Origin of the sequence: Corynebacterium sp. HMSC072G08, assembly GCF_001809185.1 — a bacterium.
GTDB lineage: Bacteria > Actinomycetota > Actinomycetes > Mycobacteriales > Mycobacteriaceae > Corynebacterium > Corynebacterium phoceense.
Map to the genome: position 1 here is coordinate 17,305 of NZ_KV796385.1, position 13,947 is coordinate 31,251.

Genomic DNA, 13,947 nt, shown 5'->3' on the forward strand with positions numbered 1-13,947 from the left:
ATACGGAACCGTAACTTTTCGCTGGGGCATACCGATAGGAAGGGTGTACGCACGCATACCCACTGGTACAACACGCATCACAATTTTCACATTTACAACAGACAACCTTGGCCTTTAGGGGCTACAATCGGAATCCATGACTGCCCAGAACCACCCGGAAACCCCGGCAACGCGCACGCCAGCACGGCGTCTCGTCGCGGCGTTTTTCGATCTGGACAAGACCATCATCGCAACCTCGTCGGCGTACGCCTTCGGCAAAGAGTTCATGCACAACGGACTCATCACGCCAGCTAACGCGCTGCAGATTTCCCTCGCCAAGGCGACGTACATGATGATGGGCCAAACGAGCGAGCAAATGGATTCCTCGCGCGACCAGCTCACCGCCATGGTGCGCGGCTGGAAGGTCGACGAGGTCGAGCACATCGTGCACGAGACGCTCCACACCGTGGTCACCCCGGCCATTTATGCCGAGGCGCGCGAGCTCATCGACTTTCATAAGGCAGCAGGCCACACCGTCGTCATCATCTCTGCCTCCGCGGAGACCCTCGTGCGCCCCATCGCCGAGGAGCTCGGCGTTGACGTCATCGCAGCCACGGAGCTCGAGGTCATCGACGGCGAGTTCACGGGCGAAATCCTGCACTACCGCAAGGGCCCAGCCAAGGCCGAGGCCGTCCTCGAGATTGCAGAAGAACTGGGCATCGCGCTCGAGGACAGCTTCGCCTACTCGGACTCCGCAACAGATATCCCCATGCTCGAGCTCGTGGGGCACCCCGTGGCCGTCAACCCCGACCGCCCACTGAAGAAGCACGCGCTGGAGAATTCCTGGGATATCCGGGCGTTTAAGGACCCAGTTCCGCTGTTTACGTTGCCCAACGCCCGCGAGGTGGGCATCGGCGCCGGCGTCGTTGCCGGCGTGGCCGCAGTCGTGGCGGCGGGATTCTGGCTCTTTTCGGCGCCCAAGAACACGGCTTGACTCCGCGTGCTCGCGCACGCGGTGAACGGCGGCATGCAGGGTCGCGCGATCATTTTCACAGTGAATTCGCTAGGATGGTGGTCGCGTAATTTTTAGAAATAAGCTCATAAGAACACAAGGCAGGTTTTTCACCGTGAGTAACGACGGACTCTTCACTGACGGTTCCAATCAGTTCGCCCCGCGCGCGAACGCTATTCCGCTCAGCGATGTCGACACCGCGAAGACTGGTGAGGCCTCCATTGGCCAGCTGGTCTCCAACGCGACGGAGCAGATTTCCTCGCTCGTGCGCTCGGAGATGGAGCTTGCCAAGACTGAGCTCGCTGCATCCGCGAAGAAGGGCGGCATCGGCGCTGGCTTCTTCGGCGTTGCAGGCATCGTCGCAGGTTTTAGCTCTTTCTTCTTTTTCTTCTTCCTCGCGGAGCTCCTCGCCAAGTGGCTGGACCGCTGGGCAGCGTTCCTCATCGTCTTCCTTATCATGCTGGTCATCGCCGGTGTTGCCGCGCTGATCGGCCTGAAGAACGTGAAGAAGGTCAAGGCCCCGGAAAAGACCATCGCCTCGGCCAAGCAGCTGCCGGAGGTCATCCCGGGTTCCCGTGGCTCCAAGGAGCTGAACTCTAAGGGTCTGTACACCTAAATAATCTGCACTCCCTCCCCCGTCTATCGCCCTACACTGTCTCGGCGATGGGCGGGGTTTCGCACTTTAAAGGACTCACATGAACTCACCCTCCGTCGTCGAGCTGGACGGCCCGTGGCGCCACGAGATGCTCCATACCCGCGGCATTCGTTTGCATGCGGCCACACTGGGACGCGCGAACGATCCGCTCATTGTCTGCATTCACGGCTCGATTGGCGGTTGGTTCGATTACAAGGATGTGTTGGAGCCCCTCGCGGCCGCTGGCCATCACGTCGCCGCAGTGGATCTGCGCGGCTATGGCATGTCGGATAAGCCGCCGGTTGATGCGGGCCAGGACATGCGCACGCTCATCGGGGATATCACGGGGCTCATCCAGGCCCTGGGCCACGACTCGGCAACGCTCATCGGCAACGACACCGGCGCAGCCTTGGCGTGGTGCGTCGCGTGCGAGCGCCCTGAGCGTGTGGATGCCGTGGTGTCGGTATCCGGCGCGCACCCGGTGGACCTGCGCCGCGCCATCGCCGCACGCCCCTGGGATTTTGGTTGGCTCCTCCTGCGCACGGTTGTCTTCCGCCTGCCGCTGCCCATCGTGCGCGTCCTCGTGAAGAACCCGCGCATTGGGCTTGATACGAAGCTCAATACCCTCACCCAGGGGCCTGCAGAAGAAGCAAACCAGCATCTGCGCGAGCAAGCCATGGCCATCGATCATTCGCTGCGCGGCACGGTATGGAACCACAGGCTCCTCACCGCGCCCATTCCGCGCGCTGGGCTTGACGCCAAGGCGCAGGCACCGGTGCTCTTCGTCCACGCAAGCCAGAGACTGTGGTGGCCTGTCATTCGGCGCGCACGACGCCGCGCGGAATCACTCGTGACGGCGTATATCCCTAAGACAAAGAACTTGCCGCATATCGAGAATCCCGAGAAGTTCGCCCGCACCGTCACGTTGTGGCTGGGGCGCTATCGCCGAAACAACAACTAAAAGGCAGCCACTAAGAAACAGCGATGTAGCCGCCGCGGTTTACTTGGACACACACGTCCCGGTATCGACGGTATCGACAAGCTGCGTGACGTCCCCGATATGGGACTGGACTTCCTCAGCGGTGAGCGCGTAGCCGGTGTCCGAGTCGTCAACGGAGGCGCCGAAGACGACGCCTAAGACCTCACCCGTCGAGTTGATCATCGGGCCACCGGAATTGCCCTGGCGAATGGTGCCGCGCACGGTGTACGCGTGGCGCTCCACACGGCCCTCTGCATAGATGTCAGGCCCCACGATGGTGAGCTCCTCCCGCACGCGGGCAGGCGAGGCAGTGAAGGGGCCGGAGAGCGGGAAGCCCATAACCACGGCATCATCGCCCGTCTGCGCCTGCTCCGGCGCCCAGCTCAACGGCGCAATGCCCAGGCCGGTCGAGTGCAGTACCGCGATATCCACGTCCGGGTTGTAGTAGACGACCTCAGCGTTCTTCATACCCAGCGTGGTATCGAGCGCCACCACATTGGTGCCCGCCACGACGTGGGCGTTGGTCACCACGTAATCCTCGGCCACCACGAAGCCCGAGCCCATGAGGCGGCGGCTACACGTCTCCGCGTCACCGAGCACATGGATGACGGAGGGGCGCAGGCGCTCTACGAGCTCCCTGTCCTCGACCTCAATGCGCGGGGCTTCGACCTCAACGGTGGACTGATCCGTCCACGGTGAAACGAGCGGCGGCAAGCCCGAGTCGTTGAGCAAGGCCGCGATGCCGGACGGCAGGTTGGACAGCTGCGAGGGCGCGACGCGTGACATAGCGCCGAGGATCTCAGACTCCGAGATTCCCTTGGAAACCTTACTGCCCAGCCCAGAGGCCAACGGGATGGACACAAGCCACGTGATGAGCAGCATGGCCACGACCTGGAAGACCGCGCCCACGATGGAGTCGACGCGCTGCTGGGAGCGCGCCCGCATGCGGTCGCGCAGCGTCGTGCCCAGCATGCCGCCGATGATTTGGCCCACACCCACGAGCAGGATGACCACGCCAAGCCCCAGCAGGAAGCGCAGCGCCGTCTGCTCCGTAAGTTCCATGACGGCGGGTGCAGCCACCATGCCCAGCACGAGGCCAGACACGATGCCGATAAAACTCAAAATCGAGCTCCACGCGCCTTGCCGCCAGCCGCTCCACCACGCCGCCAGCGCGCCAAGAACGATGACGGCATCAACGGTAAGGGCGGCGGTCACAAACAATCCTTCGGGTCAGATGGTTTCGTGGAAGAATTACATCTTCTCACGATTACGCGAGGATCGAAGTACCGACCGGAGGTCGTGGCGATTCTCGCGGTCCCAATCTTCCTCCCACCCGGCATGCGCAAACAAACTCGACAGCAGCCCGCCGGTAAACCCCCAGATGAGGTAGCCATTCGCCCAGAACGCTGGGCCTGTCCAATCGCCCCAGCCAATCGTGAGTCGGTTCTCCGGATCCAACAGCTCGCGCAGTGAAGCCGTGAAAACGTCATCCGTCTCCGCCGGGCTTGCCGGCCACAAGTGCATGGGCGCATGCCAGTGCGCGAGCACCGGGCTCACCGGGTGGCCCGAGACCCGAATGGTCACGGGATCCAGCTCTTCGACGACCGTCGTCGTATCGGCCTCCAGACCGGTCTCCTCCCACGCCTCGCGCAGCGCGGCATCGACAGGCGTCTCGCCCTCCTCCAAGCGCCCGCCGGGAAACGCAATCTGCCCCGAATGCGATCGCATGCTCGGCGAGCGGTGCGTAAGCACTACTTCGCCGTCGTCGAGGCTCGTGCCCGAAAACAGCATGAGCACCGCCGCAGGCTTGAGCACCTTCGGCGCGTCCTTCACAAACAGGCGGTTGCCCAGTACCTCGTCAATCTGCGGCGTACTCAGCCCCATGGCAGGGCGCAGCCACGCGGCGTCGTTGCTCATAGGTACTCCTCGATGCTCGTTTCAATTTCCTCGGCGCTCGTCATGGCCTTAATGATTCGGCCCTGCACCTCGCCATCTTTGAGCACCACTGTAATGGGAATCACGCCAGGCAGCCCGAGCGCGCCCGCAAACTTATTGTCCGAGTCCTGGAAACTGGGCATCTCCGCCCCGATATCCTCGAGGAACGCCGCGCCATTGCCCGCGTTGGTGTCCGCATGCACGCCCACGATCTTCCACTCCGGGTGTGCCGCGGCGACCTCCATGAGGTGCGGCATCTCAGTCCGGCAGGGCTCGCACCACCAGGCCCACACGTTGACGATGGTGATTCCCTCGTCCGCTGCGGGTCCCGTCGCCTCGCCACCCAAGCACGGCAGGTCCACGCCCGCCACAGTGCCGCTCAGGCAATCCGGGCGTCCCGTCACGCTTGCCGATACCCTCTCGTCCTCCGGCGCCGCAGTACTCACGGTCGGCTGGCCTGCGGCCTGGTCCGCAGGCCCCGAGGACAGCGCGCCACGCGCCGCGAAGACGACGCCCACGCCGAGCACGAGCATCGCCGCAATCGAGCCAATGACGGTCTTATTCATCAGCATCCGTCCTCGGGTTCGTACTGGAGGGGCAGATATCGGCAAGGACGCACTCGCCACAGCGTGGGGAGCGAGCGGTGCACACGCGACGGCCGTGGAGGATCACACGGTGGGAAAACAGGGTGCGCTCGGCCTCGGGGATCTGTGCGTTGAGGTCGCGTTCAATGGCCAGCGGCGTCGACGCGTCGCTGAGCCCCAGCCGATGTGACAGGCGTGTGACGTGCGTATCGACGGTGATGCCGGGCAGGTCGAAGGCGTTGCCGCGCACGACGAGCGCCGTCTTCCGACCCACGCCAGGCAGCTGGGTGAGGTCCTCGACCGCGCATGGGACCTCGCCGCCGAACTGCGCGACGAGGGTCTCCCCCATCCCGATGAGGTGCCCCGCCTTAGAACGCTGGAAGCCGAGCGGCCGGATGATCTCCTCCACGTCGCCGCGGCGCGCCTGTGCGTAGTCCGCCGCGGTGGGATAGCGCCGGAAGAGCTCCGGGGTGACCTGGTTGACGCGCTCGTCCGTCGTCTGTGCCGAAAGCAACGTGGCGACAGTGAGCTGCAAAGGGTTCTCAAAGTCGAGCTCGCAGCGCGCGTCTGGGTATTCCTCCGCGAGCCGCGCATTAACCTCCTGCGCATCCGCCGCCGTGTTTCTAGCCATAATCACCCATCCTAGCGACCTCACGGCGCAACTCGGTGGAGACCGGGTAGGCTTGATAGCATGATTTCTCTCGTTGTGATCGTGCCTATCGCCCTCGCTCTCTTCGCCATGGGAATGGAAAGACTCGAGGAGAAAGCGCTGTAGAATACTCGCGACAGCGAGTTGTACACACTCTTCACGAAAGATTTAGTGATTAACGGTCACGATATTTACATTCGTGACCAATTCCACGGTAGACTGAGACGCGTTACATAGTGACGCGTCGTACCCTGCGGCGTGACATGATTTTTGGATCGAGCTTTCGGCCCCACACGGCCCTAGCCGGCTCGCGGGTAAACGACGGCTCGGTCCACGATAAGCCAAGGAGCGATAAGTGGAAGGCGTACAGGAAATTCTTTCGCGCGCCGGCATCTTCCAAGGTGTGGATCCGGTTGCAGTGCAGAACCTGATTGAGCAGATGGAAACGGTCCGCTTCCCGCGCGGCACCACCATCTTCGAGGAGGGCGAGCCGGGCGATCGCCTGTATATCATCACCTCGGGCAAGATTAAGCTCGCCCGCCACGCGCCGGACGGCCGCGAGAACTTGCTCACGGTCATGGGCCCGTCTGATATGTTCGGCGAGCTTTCCATCTTCGATCCGGGCCCGCGTACCTCCTCGGCCGTCTGTGTCACGGAGGTCCAGGCCGCGACCATGAACTCGGAGATGCTCAAGCACTGGGTCGCCGATCACCCGGCTATCGCCCAGCAGCTACTCCGCGTGCTCGCCCGCCGCCTGCGCCGCACGAACGCCAACCTCGCGGACCTCATCTTCACTGACGTCCCAGGCCGCGTCGCCAAGACGCTCCTCCAGCTCGCCAACCGCTTCGGTGTTCAGGAAGGCGGCGCACTGCGCGTCAACCATGACCTCACGCAGGAAGAGATCGCCCAGCTCGTCGGCGCGTCCCGTGAGACCGTCAACAAGGCGCTCGCCACCTTCGCCCACCGCGGCTGGATTCGCCTCGAGGGCAAGTCGGTGCTCATCGTCGACACCGAGCACCTCGCCAAGCGCGCTCGCTAAACCCGCGCGTTTCTTCCCCGGCCGCGTGCCGGGGTTTCGCATTTTTCAGCCGACCGCCGCCTACAACGTGAATGAGTCGCCCGAAAAGCCCAGGTTTTTCGATCACTCATTCATACTTCGCGGCAGCAGGCATAAAAAATGGCCCCCGAAGGGGCCACAATGAGCGCGAAATTTAAGCGTCCAAGTACTTGAGCGCCGTGCGCGTGGACTGCTCTGCGGCGTGGCGCAAAACCGGATCCACATCGTCGTACATCTCGTCGATCAGCGTCTTCAGGTCAACGTCGTTGCCCAGACGGCTGCGGATCTCCTTGATCTGATCCAAGCGGAAATGGCGGCGGTCGATGTACTTGCGGGCGACCTGCGAGACGTCATCCAAGTCCGGACCGTGGCCCGGCAGCAGCGGTACGTCCTTACCGCGCTCCTCGAGCACGTCGAGCGTCTTCAAGTAATCAGCCAAGTCGCCGTCCGTCTCGGACAGCAGCACGGTGTGGCGGCCTACGATCGTGTCGCCAGTAATTATGCCCTCAAGACGGGACTCCTTGGGCTCACCGGACCAGACGAAGAAGCTCGTCGAATCCGCAGTGTGGCCCGGAGTGTGAACGACCTCGAGACGCGGCGTGACATCGTCCAAAGCGATGATCTCGCCGTCTTCGAGGGCCTCGCCACCGTTGCAGTAACTCGGATCAAAGGAACGGATCGGGGCGCCGGTGAGCTGGCGCAGGCGCTGAGCGCCGGAAGCGTGATCGTCGTGGCGGTGGGTGATGAGGATGAGCGCTACCTCGCCGGCCTTGGCGGTGACGACGTTAAGGTGACCCTCGTCCTCTGGGCCCGGATCCACCACGATGGCGCGGTCATCTTCAGGGGCACGCACGATCCAAGTATTCGTGCCCTCGAGAGCAGTGTATGAAGGGTTATCGCACAAAACTACGCCCACGGATTGGGTAACGGGGCGCAGCTGACTATATGCAGGATGTTCCATGTCTTTCAGCCTATCTCAAACGAGCGCGTCTTATGCACTGACTTCCACAATAAGCTCGATTTCCACCGGTGCGTCCTTAGGCAGGACGGCAACGCCGACGGCCGAGCGAGCATGGTTGCCCGCCTCGCCGAAAAGCTCACCAATGAAGTCCGAGGCGCCGTTGATAACGGCCGGCTGCTCCACAAAGTTCGGGTCCGAGGCCACAAAACCCACGACCTTGAGGACGCGGGTGACGTTATCGAGTCCTACCTCGGCGTCCACGGCCGCAAGGGCATTGAGGACGGCCGTGCGGGCGGCATCGGCAGCCTGCTCGGACGTCACTGCACCGCCGACCTTGCCCGTGATGGGCAGGGCGCCGTCGACGAGAGGCAGCTGGCCGGAGGTCCAGACCTGGTTGCCCACGCGGGTGGCAGGCACATAGGACGCAAGCGGCTTGGCCACCGGCGGGAGGGAGTAGCCGAGTTCTTTAAGGCGCGCGAGGTGGCTCATTTAAGCCTCCTCAACCGGACGCTTGAAGTAAGCGACGACGTTTTCCGGATTCATGCCGGGAGTGATCGTGACGAGCTCCCAGCCGTCCTCGCCCCACGTGTCGAGGATCTGCTTGGTGGCGTGCGTAAGCACCGGTGCGGTGGCGTATTCCCATTGTGTCATGGGGCCAATCCTACCTTTTCCCGCACGCTCGGTGCAGGCTAAATGCCGACGAGCTCGCCGCCCTCGGCTAGGTACTGTGCCCACGAGGTGATGTGCGGGTTCTTACGCAGGAGCGCGCGGCGCTGGCGCTCGGTGAGGCCACCCCACACGCCGAACTCGACGCGGTTATCGAGCGCATCGGCGCGGCATTCGGTGAGCACCGGGCAGTGGCGGCAGATAACGGCGGCCTTGCGCTGTTCCGCGCCGCGCACGAAGAGGGCGTCCGGATCTCCGTTACGACACTTAGCTTGGGTAACCCACTCTCCGCGCTCGACGTAGTCGGATACATTCTGGGAAGTTGTCACGCTGACAGCCATAGGGGATGCGCTCCTTCCAACGTTGGGTCTACGCTGGGAGCGGGCGCACCCAGACGCAGACCGTGCGGGGCACCACCCGCACAAATTCAGGGAACCTAACACAGGTAAGTGTATTCACAGGGCCTTTACGTTGTCTAACAGGTCACACTTTAGGGGGGTCTTACGCGTTTCGCTTCACAGGAAAGCAACGTAGTGTATGGAAGGTGACTTATATTAAGGCCCTGTTGAAGATGGTCTGCGCGACCGCCCTCGTAGGACTTCTTTGCGCACTCGCCATGGCGCCCGTCGCCGGTGTGGGCGGCGTCGCCATCGCGCGCACGCAAGAGGCGATGGAGTCTGACATCAACGACCTCGAGGCCGCCAACATGCCCGGCGTGACCACTATCAAGGACGCGACCGGCGAGGACATGGCGTACCTGTTTACGCAGCGTCGCTACCCCGTCGCTCCTGACAAGATCTCGCAGACGATGAAGGACGCCATCGTCTCCATCGAGGACCGCCGCTTCTACGACCACGAAGGCGTGGACATCCAAGGCAACTTCCGTGCGGTAGCCACCAACGTCCTCGCCGGCGGCGTGTCCCAGGGCGCGTCGACGCTCGATCAGCAGTACGTGAAGAATTACCTGCTGCTCGTCACCGCCGAGGACGAAGAGGATCAGCAGGCCGCCACCGAGCAGTCCGTCGCCCGCAAGCTGCGCGAGATGCGCATGGCTACGCAAATCGACAAGACACTGAGCAAGGAGCAGATTCTCGCCAACTACTTGAACCTCGTCTCCTTCGGCAACCACGCCTACGGCATCGAGGCCGCTGCACGCACCTACTTCGGCGAAAACGCCAGCGACCTCACGCTGCCACAGTCGGCCATGCTCGCCGGCATGGTCCAGTCCTCGGAGTACCTCAACCCGTACACCAACGAGGAGGCCGTCACGGAGCGCCGCAATACGGTCCTGCAGTCCATGGCCGCCAATGGCTACATCTCGCAGGCCGAGGCTGACGATGCCGCCGCACAGCCGCTCGGCGTGAATTCCGAGCCGTCGCTGCTCACCAACGGCTGCATCGGCGCCGGCGACCGGGGCTTCTTCTGTGACTATGTACTCGAGTACTTGGATGCCAAGGGCCTGGATGTAGATTCGCTCGCGCGTGGCGGCTACACCATCACCACGACGCTCGACCCGAAGGCACAGGATGCCGCGAAGAAGGCAGTAAGCGATCAGACCTCGCCCACCGCTCCTGGCGTCGCCGAGGTCATGAACGTCGTCGAGCCCGCCGCCGATGACCGCGACGTGCTTGCCATGGTGTCCTCGCGCACCTACGGCCTGGACCAGGACAACTACGAGACGATCCTGCCGCAGCCGTATTCCCTCGTGGGCAACGGCGCGGGCTCCGTCTTCAAGATCTTCACGGCGGCGGCCGGTCTCGAGGCCGGGTACGGCATCAAGGATCAGCTCTCCGTCCCGGCGCGTTACGAAGCCTCGGGCCTGGGTCACGGCGGCGCGCAGAATTGCCCGGCTGACAAGTACTGCGTCGAAAACGCTGGTTCCTACCAGGCGTCTATGACGTTGCAGGACGCACTCGCTTACTCGCCGAATACGACGTTCGTGCAGATGCTAGAGCAGCTCGGCGTGTCCTCCATCGTCGACACCTCGGTCAAGCTGGGCCTGCGCAGTTACATCAAGGACGGCTCGTTTAGCGAGGACTCCTCCATCGCCCAGACCGCGAAAGATTCCTCCATGGGCTCCTACACGCTGGGCCCCACGGCCGTGAATCCGCTCGAGCTGTCCAACGTGGGCGCAACCATCGCGTCCGGCGGCATGTGGTGCGAGCCAAACCCCATCGAGAAAATCACTGACCGCGACGGCAACGAGGTCTACCTCGACCCCACCCCGTGCGAGCGCGCCATCGACAAGGACGTGGCCGATGCCCTGTCGAATGCGCTCAGCCAAGACGCCGTCAAGGGCACTGCGGCCGACTCGGCGCGCGCCTACGGCTTCAGCGGCACCACCGCGGCGAAGACCGGTACGACTGAGTCCAACCAGTCCTCCGCCTTCTTGGGCTTTACCTCGAAGTGGTCCGCGGCACCCTACATCTATAACGACGGCACAACGACCACCCCGCTCTGCACCGGCCCCGTCCGCCAGTGTGGCTGGGGCGATCTCTTTGGCGGCAAGGAACCGGCCGCGACCTACTTCGAGCTCGCAAGCCAGCTTGGCGTGGGTGCCCTCCCCGGTTACAACAATGCCTACGACAAGGGCACGTCCGGCGACGCGACGCTCGATGGACTGAAGAATAAGTCCGAGGCCGAGGCTCGCCGCACGCTGGAGTCCAAGGGCTACAGCGTCAAGGTCAATCGAGTGCCTGGGATGGGCGTGGGCTACGGCCAGGTCGTGCGCGCGCTCAAGCCCGCCGGCGGCCTGAAGAAGGGCGCCGAAGTCACGCTGCAGGTCTCTGACGGCACCGGCGCCGCCGCGCCCACGAGCGGCTCGTGGCGCGCCGAGGGAACCGGCGGGGCGGCTGCGAACGCGGCCAACGTGCCCGCCGCGCCGGCCGCGCCTGCGGCGCCAGCTGTCCCCAACCTCGAGCAGCAGTTCAACGACCTCGCGGACAGCGTCCGCAATGCCTTCGGCCTCTAACGCTGGCTCTCACGCTCCGTTCGTTTCACGCCCGTCCCGCCCACCGCGGGGTGGGCGTTGGCGATCCTCGGCGCGCTTCCTCTTCGGCTCGTGAGCGGTGCCCTCATCACCGTGCTCCAGCTCGTCTCCCTGAGCGTGAGCCCCATGGAGGTGAGCTCCGGCGAGGCAGCTAAGTACACAAAGCCCGCGGGAGAATCTCTAATTCTCCCGCGGGCTTTAAGCCATTCCAGCGGCGAGCTGGCGCTGCAGAACTAGCCCTGCAGGCGTGCCTTGACGGCATCGGAAAGCCGCTTGCCGTCCACGCGGCCGGCGGCCTTGGCGTTGGCAGCCTTCATGACGCCACCCATGAGCTTCATGGAGGCAGGCTCGCCCTTCTCGGCCTCGACCTCGGCGACGGCCTCGTCAACGAGGGCCGTGACCTCGTCGTCCGAGAGCTGTGCGGGCTGGTAAGCCTCGAAGAAGGGGACATCGACAAGCTCGGCCTCAGCGAGTTCTGGGCGGCCGTTCTCGGCGTAGACCTCTGCGGACTCGCGGCGCTTCTTAATCTCGCGGGCGATGACCTTGAGTACGTCCTCGTCGGTAAGATCGTGGCGGGCACCATTCGTTTCCTCGGCCTGGATGGCGGCGAGCAACGAGCGGATGGCGCTCGTGCGCTCCTTTTCACGGGCCTTCATGGCGGTCTTCAGGTCGGCGCGGATGGTTTCTTTCAACTGACTCATGCCATCCAATCTACGCGTCTGGGGACGCCAGGTAGGGTTAAGGCCGTGAAGAATTCAGCAATTGCAGGCACCCTCGCCGCCGCCGCAGCAGCCACCATCGCTGCCGGACTGGGCACGCTGGCGCTCGCCTACCGTGAAACCTCCCGCTTCGAACTCAAGGACATCACGGTGCCGTTGCTACCCAAGGGCACCCTACGGGGTGCCCGCGAGTTCAAGCTGCTGCACATCAGCGACCTGCACATGATTCCGGGTCAAGAGCGCAAGATCGCGTGGGTCTCGGCTCTCGACGCCCTCGACCCAGACCTCGTCATCAATACCGGCGATAACCTCTCGGACGAACGCGCCGTGCCTGACGTACTGCGCGCGCTTGGGCCGCTACTCGCCCGCCCTGGCCTGTTCTGCTTCGGCACGAACGATTACTGGGCGCCGCGCTTGCCTAACCCGTGTAATTACCTCATCGGCAAAAAGAACACGCCCTCCTACGTCGATCTGCCCTGGCAGGGCATGCGCGCGGCGTTTATCGAGCACGGCTGGCGCGACGCCAACCAGGCACGCCACGAATTCAAGGTGGGCGACGTACGCCTCGCCGCCGCCGGCGTGGACGATCCACACCATGACCTCGACGACTACGCAGAAATCGCCGGCACCCCCAATGAGGACGCGGACCTCGCCCTTGCGCTCCTCCACGCCCCAGAGCCCCGCGTCCTCGAGCGTTTCGCCGCCGATGGCTACCAGCTCTCCCTGTCCGGTCACACCCACGGCGGTCAGCTGTGCTTGCCGGGCTCGCACGCCATCGTGACCAATTGCGGCATCGACCGCGCCCGCGTCCAAGGCCTCCACGATTTCGGGCCAATGAAAATGCACGTCTCCAACGGCCTGGGCCAGTCCAAGTTCGTGCCCTTCCGCGTCTTCTGCCGCCCGTCCGCCACACTCATTCGCATCACCGAAGTGGATTAACCTGCCGTTTTGTTGTTTGTTCAGGGTGTGAGATAAGGTATCCCAGTACCGCTTAGAGCGGGCGACCGGGATATGGCGCAGTTTGGTAGCGCGCTTCGTTCGGGACGAAGAGGTCGCAGGTTCAAATCCTGTTATCCCGACCATCTCAATCCGGCTAGTTTCGACTAGCCGGATTTTTATTTTTCACCCGCCACGCCCGCGACCCACGCGTCCGCGATGAGCTCAGCAAGTGCCTCCAGATCAATGTCTTCCGGCTTATTGACGTAGACGCACGACGCACCAGTGGTGAACTTCCCGAGGCGCGCGGACAGCTCCTCCCAGCGCGGGGCGTCCTGGAGTCCGTAGAGGCTGAGCTTAGCCTTGCGCGGGGCAAACCCCACGCGGAACGTATCGCCCTCGCGGCCGGTGGCGTAGCGGTAATGCGCTTCCCCGTAGCCCACCATGGACGGGCCCCACAGCACGCCGGTGACCCCGGTAGCGCTTTCAAAGATCTAGGCGAGGAGCTCGCCGTGCGCCCGGCGGCGCGGCGTGAGCGTCGCGAAGAACACCGCGACCTCGGCGGCGGTGCCCTGCGTGGTTTTAATATCGGGTGCATTGACGCCCGTATGCCCGACGGACCACGAACCACGGCCGGTGGAGGGGGTAGAAGCCATAGCCCCACCGTACAGCCGAAAACGGGGAAACGACGCGGCGCCCCTACAGCTACCGCGTCGTCCCTATTCCCTATCACTCACTTGCAGCGCCACAGCACTGCGCGCCCGCCCCCTAAGCGGGCTTACGTGAGCATCCATAATAGTAGCACCCCTAGGGAGGGAAACCTACTCGTTTTCAGGTCACGCTTCCT

Annotated in this window: 18 protein-coding genes and 1 tRNA gene; 8 read left to right on the forward strand and 11 right to left on the reverse strand. The window is 63.6% G+C overall.

The genetic code is table 11. The features are described 5' to 3' along the window. Positions 1-136: 136 nt before the first annotated feature. The 3 genes from HMPREF2559_RS01175 to HMPREF2559_RS01185 all read left to right on the forward strand — a co-directional run bounded on the left by HMPREF2559_RS01175 (position 137) and on the right by HMPREF2559_RS01185 (position 2,586). Positions 137-973: an HAD family hydrolase gene (locus HMPREF2559_RS01175; RefSeq protein WP_066489393.1), complete on the forward strand. Its 837-nt coding sequence runs from the start codon at positions 137-139 to the stop codon at positions 971-973. 133 nt (positions 974-1,106) lie between these two features. Next, positions 1,107-1,607: a phage holin family protein gene (locus HMPREF2559_RS01180; protein WP_066509930.1), complete on the forward strand. Its 501-nt coding sequence runs from the start codon at positions 1,107-1,109 to the stop codon at positions 1,605-1,607. A 79-nt stretch (positions 1,608-1,686) separates the two neighbouring features. After that, positions 1,687-2,586 (forward strand): alpha/beta fold hydrolase, encoded by a 900-nt coding sequence (locus HMPREF2559_RS01185; RefSeq protein ID WP_066489387.1) that lies wholly within the window; start codon positions 1,687-1,689, stop codon positions 2,584-2,586. Between the two features lie 39 nt (positions 2,587-2,625). On the opposite strand, the gene HMPREF2559_RS01190 is transcribed toward HMPREF2559_RS01185, so the two are convergent. The 4 genes from HMPREF2559_RS01190 to nth are packed head-to-tail and all read right to left on the reverse strand — an operon-like array spanning position 2,626 to position 5,754. Then, a complete protein-coding gene (locus tag HMPREF2559_RS01190; protein ID WP_066489382.1) occupies positions 2,626-3,819 on the reverse strand; it encodes a MarP family serine protease in 1,194 nt (397 codons plus the stop codon). Positions 3,820-3,855: 36 nt separating this feature from the next. Beyond that, on the reverse strand, positions 3,856-4,521 hold the full coding sequence (locus HMPREF2559_RS01195; RefSeq protein WP_066489377.1) for an NUDIX hydrolase: 666 nt from the start codon (positions 4,519-4,521) through the stop codon (positions 3,856-3,858). Next, positions 4,518-5,105, reverse strand: a complete 588-nt coding sequence (locus HMPREF2559_RS01200) for a TlpA family protein disulfide reductase (RefSeq protein ID WP_070539264.1) — start codon at positions 5,103-5,105, stop codon at positions 4,518-4,520. The genes HMPREF2559_RS01195 and HMPREF2559_RS01200 overlap by 4 nt, the downstream gene beginning before the upstream one ends. Next, positions 5,098-5,754: an endonuclease III gene (nth, locus tag HMPREF2559_RS01205; RefSeq protein WP_066509936.1), complete on the reverse strand. Its 657-nt coding sequence runs from the start codon at positions 5,752-5,754 to the stop codon at positions 5,098-5,100. Before nth ends, HMPREF2559_RS01200 begins: the two co-directional genes overlap by 8 nt. 373 nt (positions 5,755-6,127) lie before the next feature. Between nth and glxR the strand changes: the two genes are divergently transcribed. Beyond that, complete coding sequence (gene glxR, locus HMPREF2559_RS01210; RefSeq protein WP_066489355.1) at positions 6,128-6,811, forward strand: CRP-like cAMP-activated global transcriptional regulator GlxR; 684 nt, start codon at positions 6,128-6,130, stop codon at positions 6,809-6,811. Between the two features lie 172 nt (positions 6,812-6,983). Here glxR and HMPREF2559_RS01215 read toward each other — a convergent pair whose 3' ends face one another. The 4 genes from HMPREF2559_RS01215 to HMPREF2559_RS01225 are packed head-to-tail and all read right to left on the reverse strand — an operon-like array spanning position 6,984 to position 8,797. Then, positions 6,984-7,790, reverse strand: coding sequence for an MBL fold metallo-hydrolase (locus HMPREF2559_RS01215; protein WP_066489350.1), 807 nt, complete (start codon positions 7,788-7,790; stop codon positions 6,984-6,986). Between the two features lie 30 nt (positions 7,791-7,820). Further along, on the reverse strand, positions 7,821-8,279 hold the full coding sequence (locus HMPREF2559_RS01220) for a RidA family protein (protein ID WP_066489347.1): 459 nt from the start codon (positions 8,277-8,279) through the stop codon (positions 7,821-7,823). Then, positions 8,280-8,441 carry a Sp36 family protein gene (locus tag HMPREF2559_RS12630; RefSeq protein ID WP_181734563.1) on the reverse strand — a complete coding sequence of 54 codons (162 nt, stop codon included), beginning with the start codon at positions 8,439-8,441 and terminating at the stop codon, positions 8,280-8,282. Positions 8,442-8,479: 38 nt separating this feature from the next. After that, the gene (locus HMPREF2559_RS01225; protein WP_066489344.1) at positions 8,480-8,797 is read right to left on the reverse strand and encodes a WhiB family transcriptional regulator; all 318 of its coding nucleotides are present in this window, start codon (positions 8,795-8,797) and stop codon (positions 8,480-8,482) included. A 203-nt stretch (positions 8,798-9,000) separates the two neighbouring features. On the opposite strand from HMPREF2559_RS01225, the gene HMPREF2559_RS01230 reads away from it, so the two are divergent. Both HMPREF2559_RS01230 and HMPREF2559_RS12905 read left to right on the forward strand, forming a co-directional pair. After that, entirely contained in the window at positions 9,001-11,427 is a 2,427-nt protein-coding gene (locus tag HMPREF2559_RS01230; RefSeq protein WP_197418391.1) for a transglycosylase domain-containing protein, read from the forward strand. Between the two features lie 90 nt (positions 11,428-11,517). Next, entirely contained in the window at positions 11,518-11,682 is a 165-nt protein-coding gene (locus HMPREF2559_RS12905) for a hypothetical protein (protein WP_156435909.1), read from the forward strand. Here the strand turns inward: HMPREF2559_RS12905 and HMPREF2559_RS01240 are convergent. Beyond that, positions 11,679-12,146 carry a GatB/YqeY domain-containing protein gene (locus HMPREF2559_RS01240; RefSeq protein WP_066489328.1) on the reverse strand — a complete coding sequence of 156 codons (468 nt, stop codon included), beginning with the start codon at positions 12,144-12,146 and terminating at the stop codon, positions 11,679-11,681. The genes HMPREF2559_RS12905 and HMPREF2559_RS01240 overlap by 4 nt on opposite strands. Before the next feature lie 60 nt (positions 12,147-12,206). Here HMPREF2559_RS01240 and HMPREF2559_RS01245 point away from each other — a divergent pair, with 60 nt between their 5' ends. Both HMPREF2559_RS01245 and HMPREF2559_RS01250 read left to right on the forward strand, forming a co-directional pair. Continuing rightward, positions 12,207-13,103, forward strand: coding sequence for a metallophosphoesterase (locus HMPREF2559_RS01245; RefSeq protein WP_231725103.1), 897 nt, complete (start codon positions 12,207-12,209; stop codon positions 13,101-13,103). Between the two features lie 66 nt (positions 13,104-13,169). Next, a tRNA-Pro gene (locus HMPREF2559_RS01250) sits at positions 13,170-13,246 on the forward strand. Between the two features lie 33 nt (positions 13,247-13,279). On the opposite strand, the gene HMPREF2559_RS13185 is transcribed toward HMPREF2559_RS01250, so the two are convergent. Both HMPREF2559_RS13185 and HMPREF2559_RS13190 read right to left on the reverse strand, forming a co-directional pair. Beyond that, a complete protein-coding gene (locus tag HMPREF2559_RS13185) occupies positions 13,280-13,564 on the reverse strand; it encodes a DUF1801 domain-containing protein (RefSeq protein WP_066489324.1) in 285 nt (94 codons plus the stop codon). Between the two features lie 30 nt (positions 13,565-13,594). Further along, the gene (locus HMPREF2559_RS13190) at positions 13,595-13,756 is read right to left on the reverse strand and encodes a hypothetical protein (protein ID WP_168164063.1); all 162 of its coding nucleotides are present in this window, start codon (positions 13,754-13,756) and stop codon (positions 13,595-13,597) included. Between the last annotated feature and the right edge of the window lie 191 nt (positions 13,757-13,947).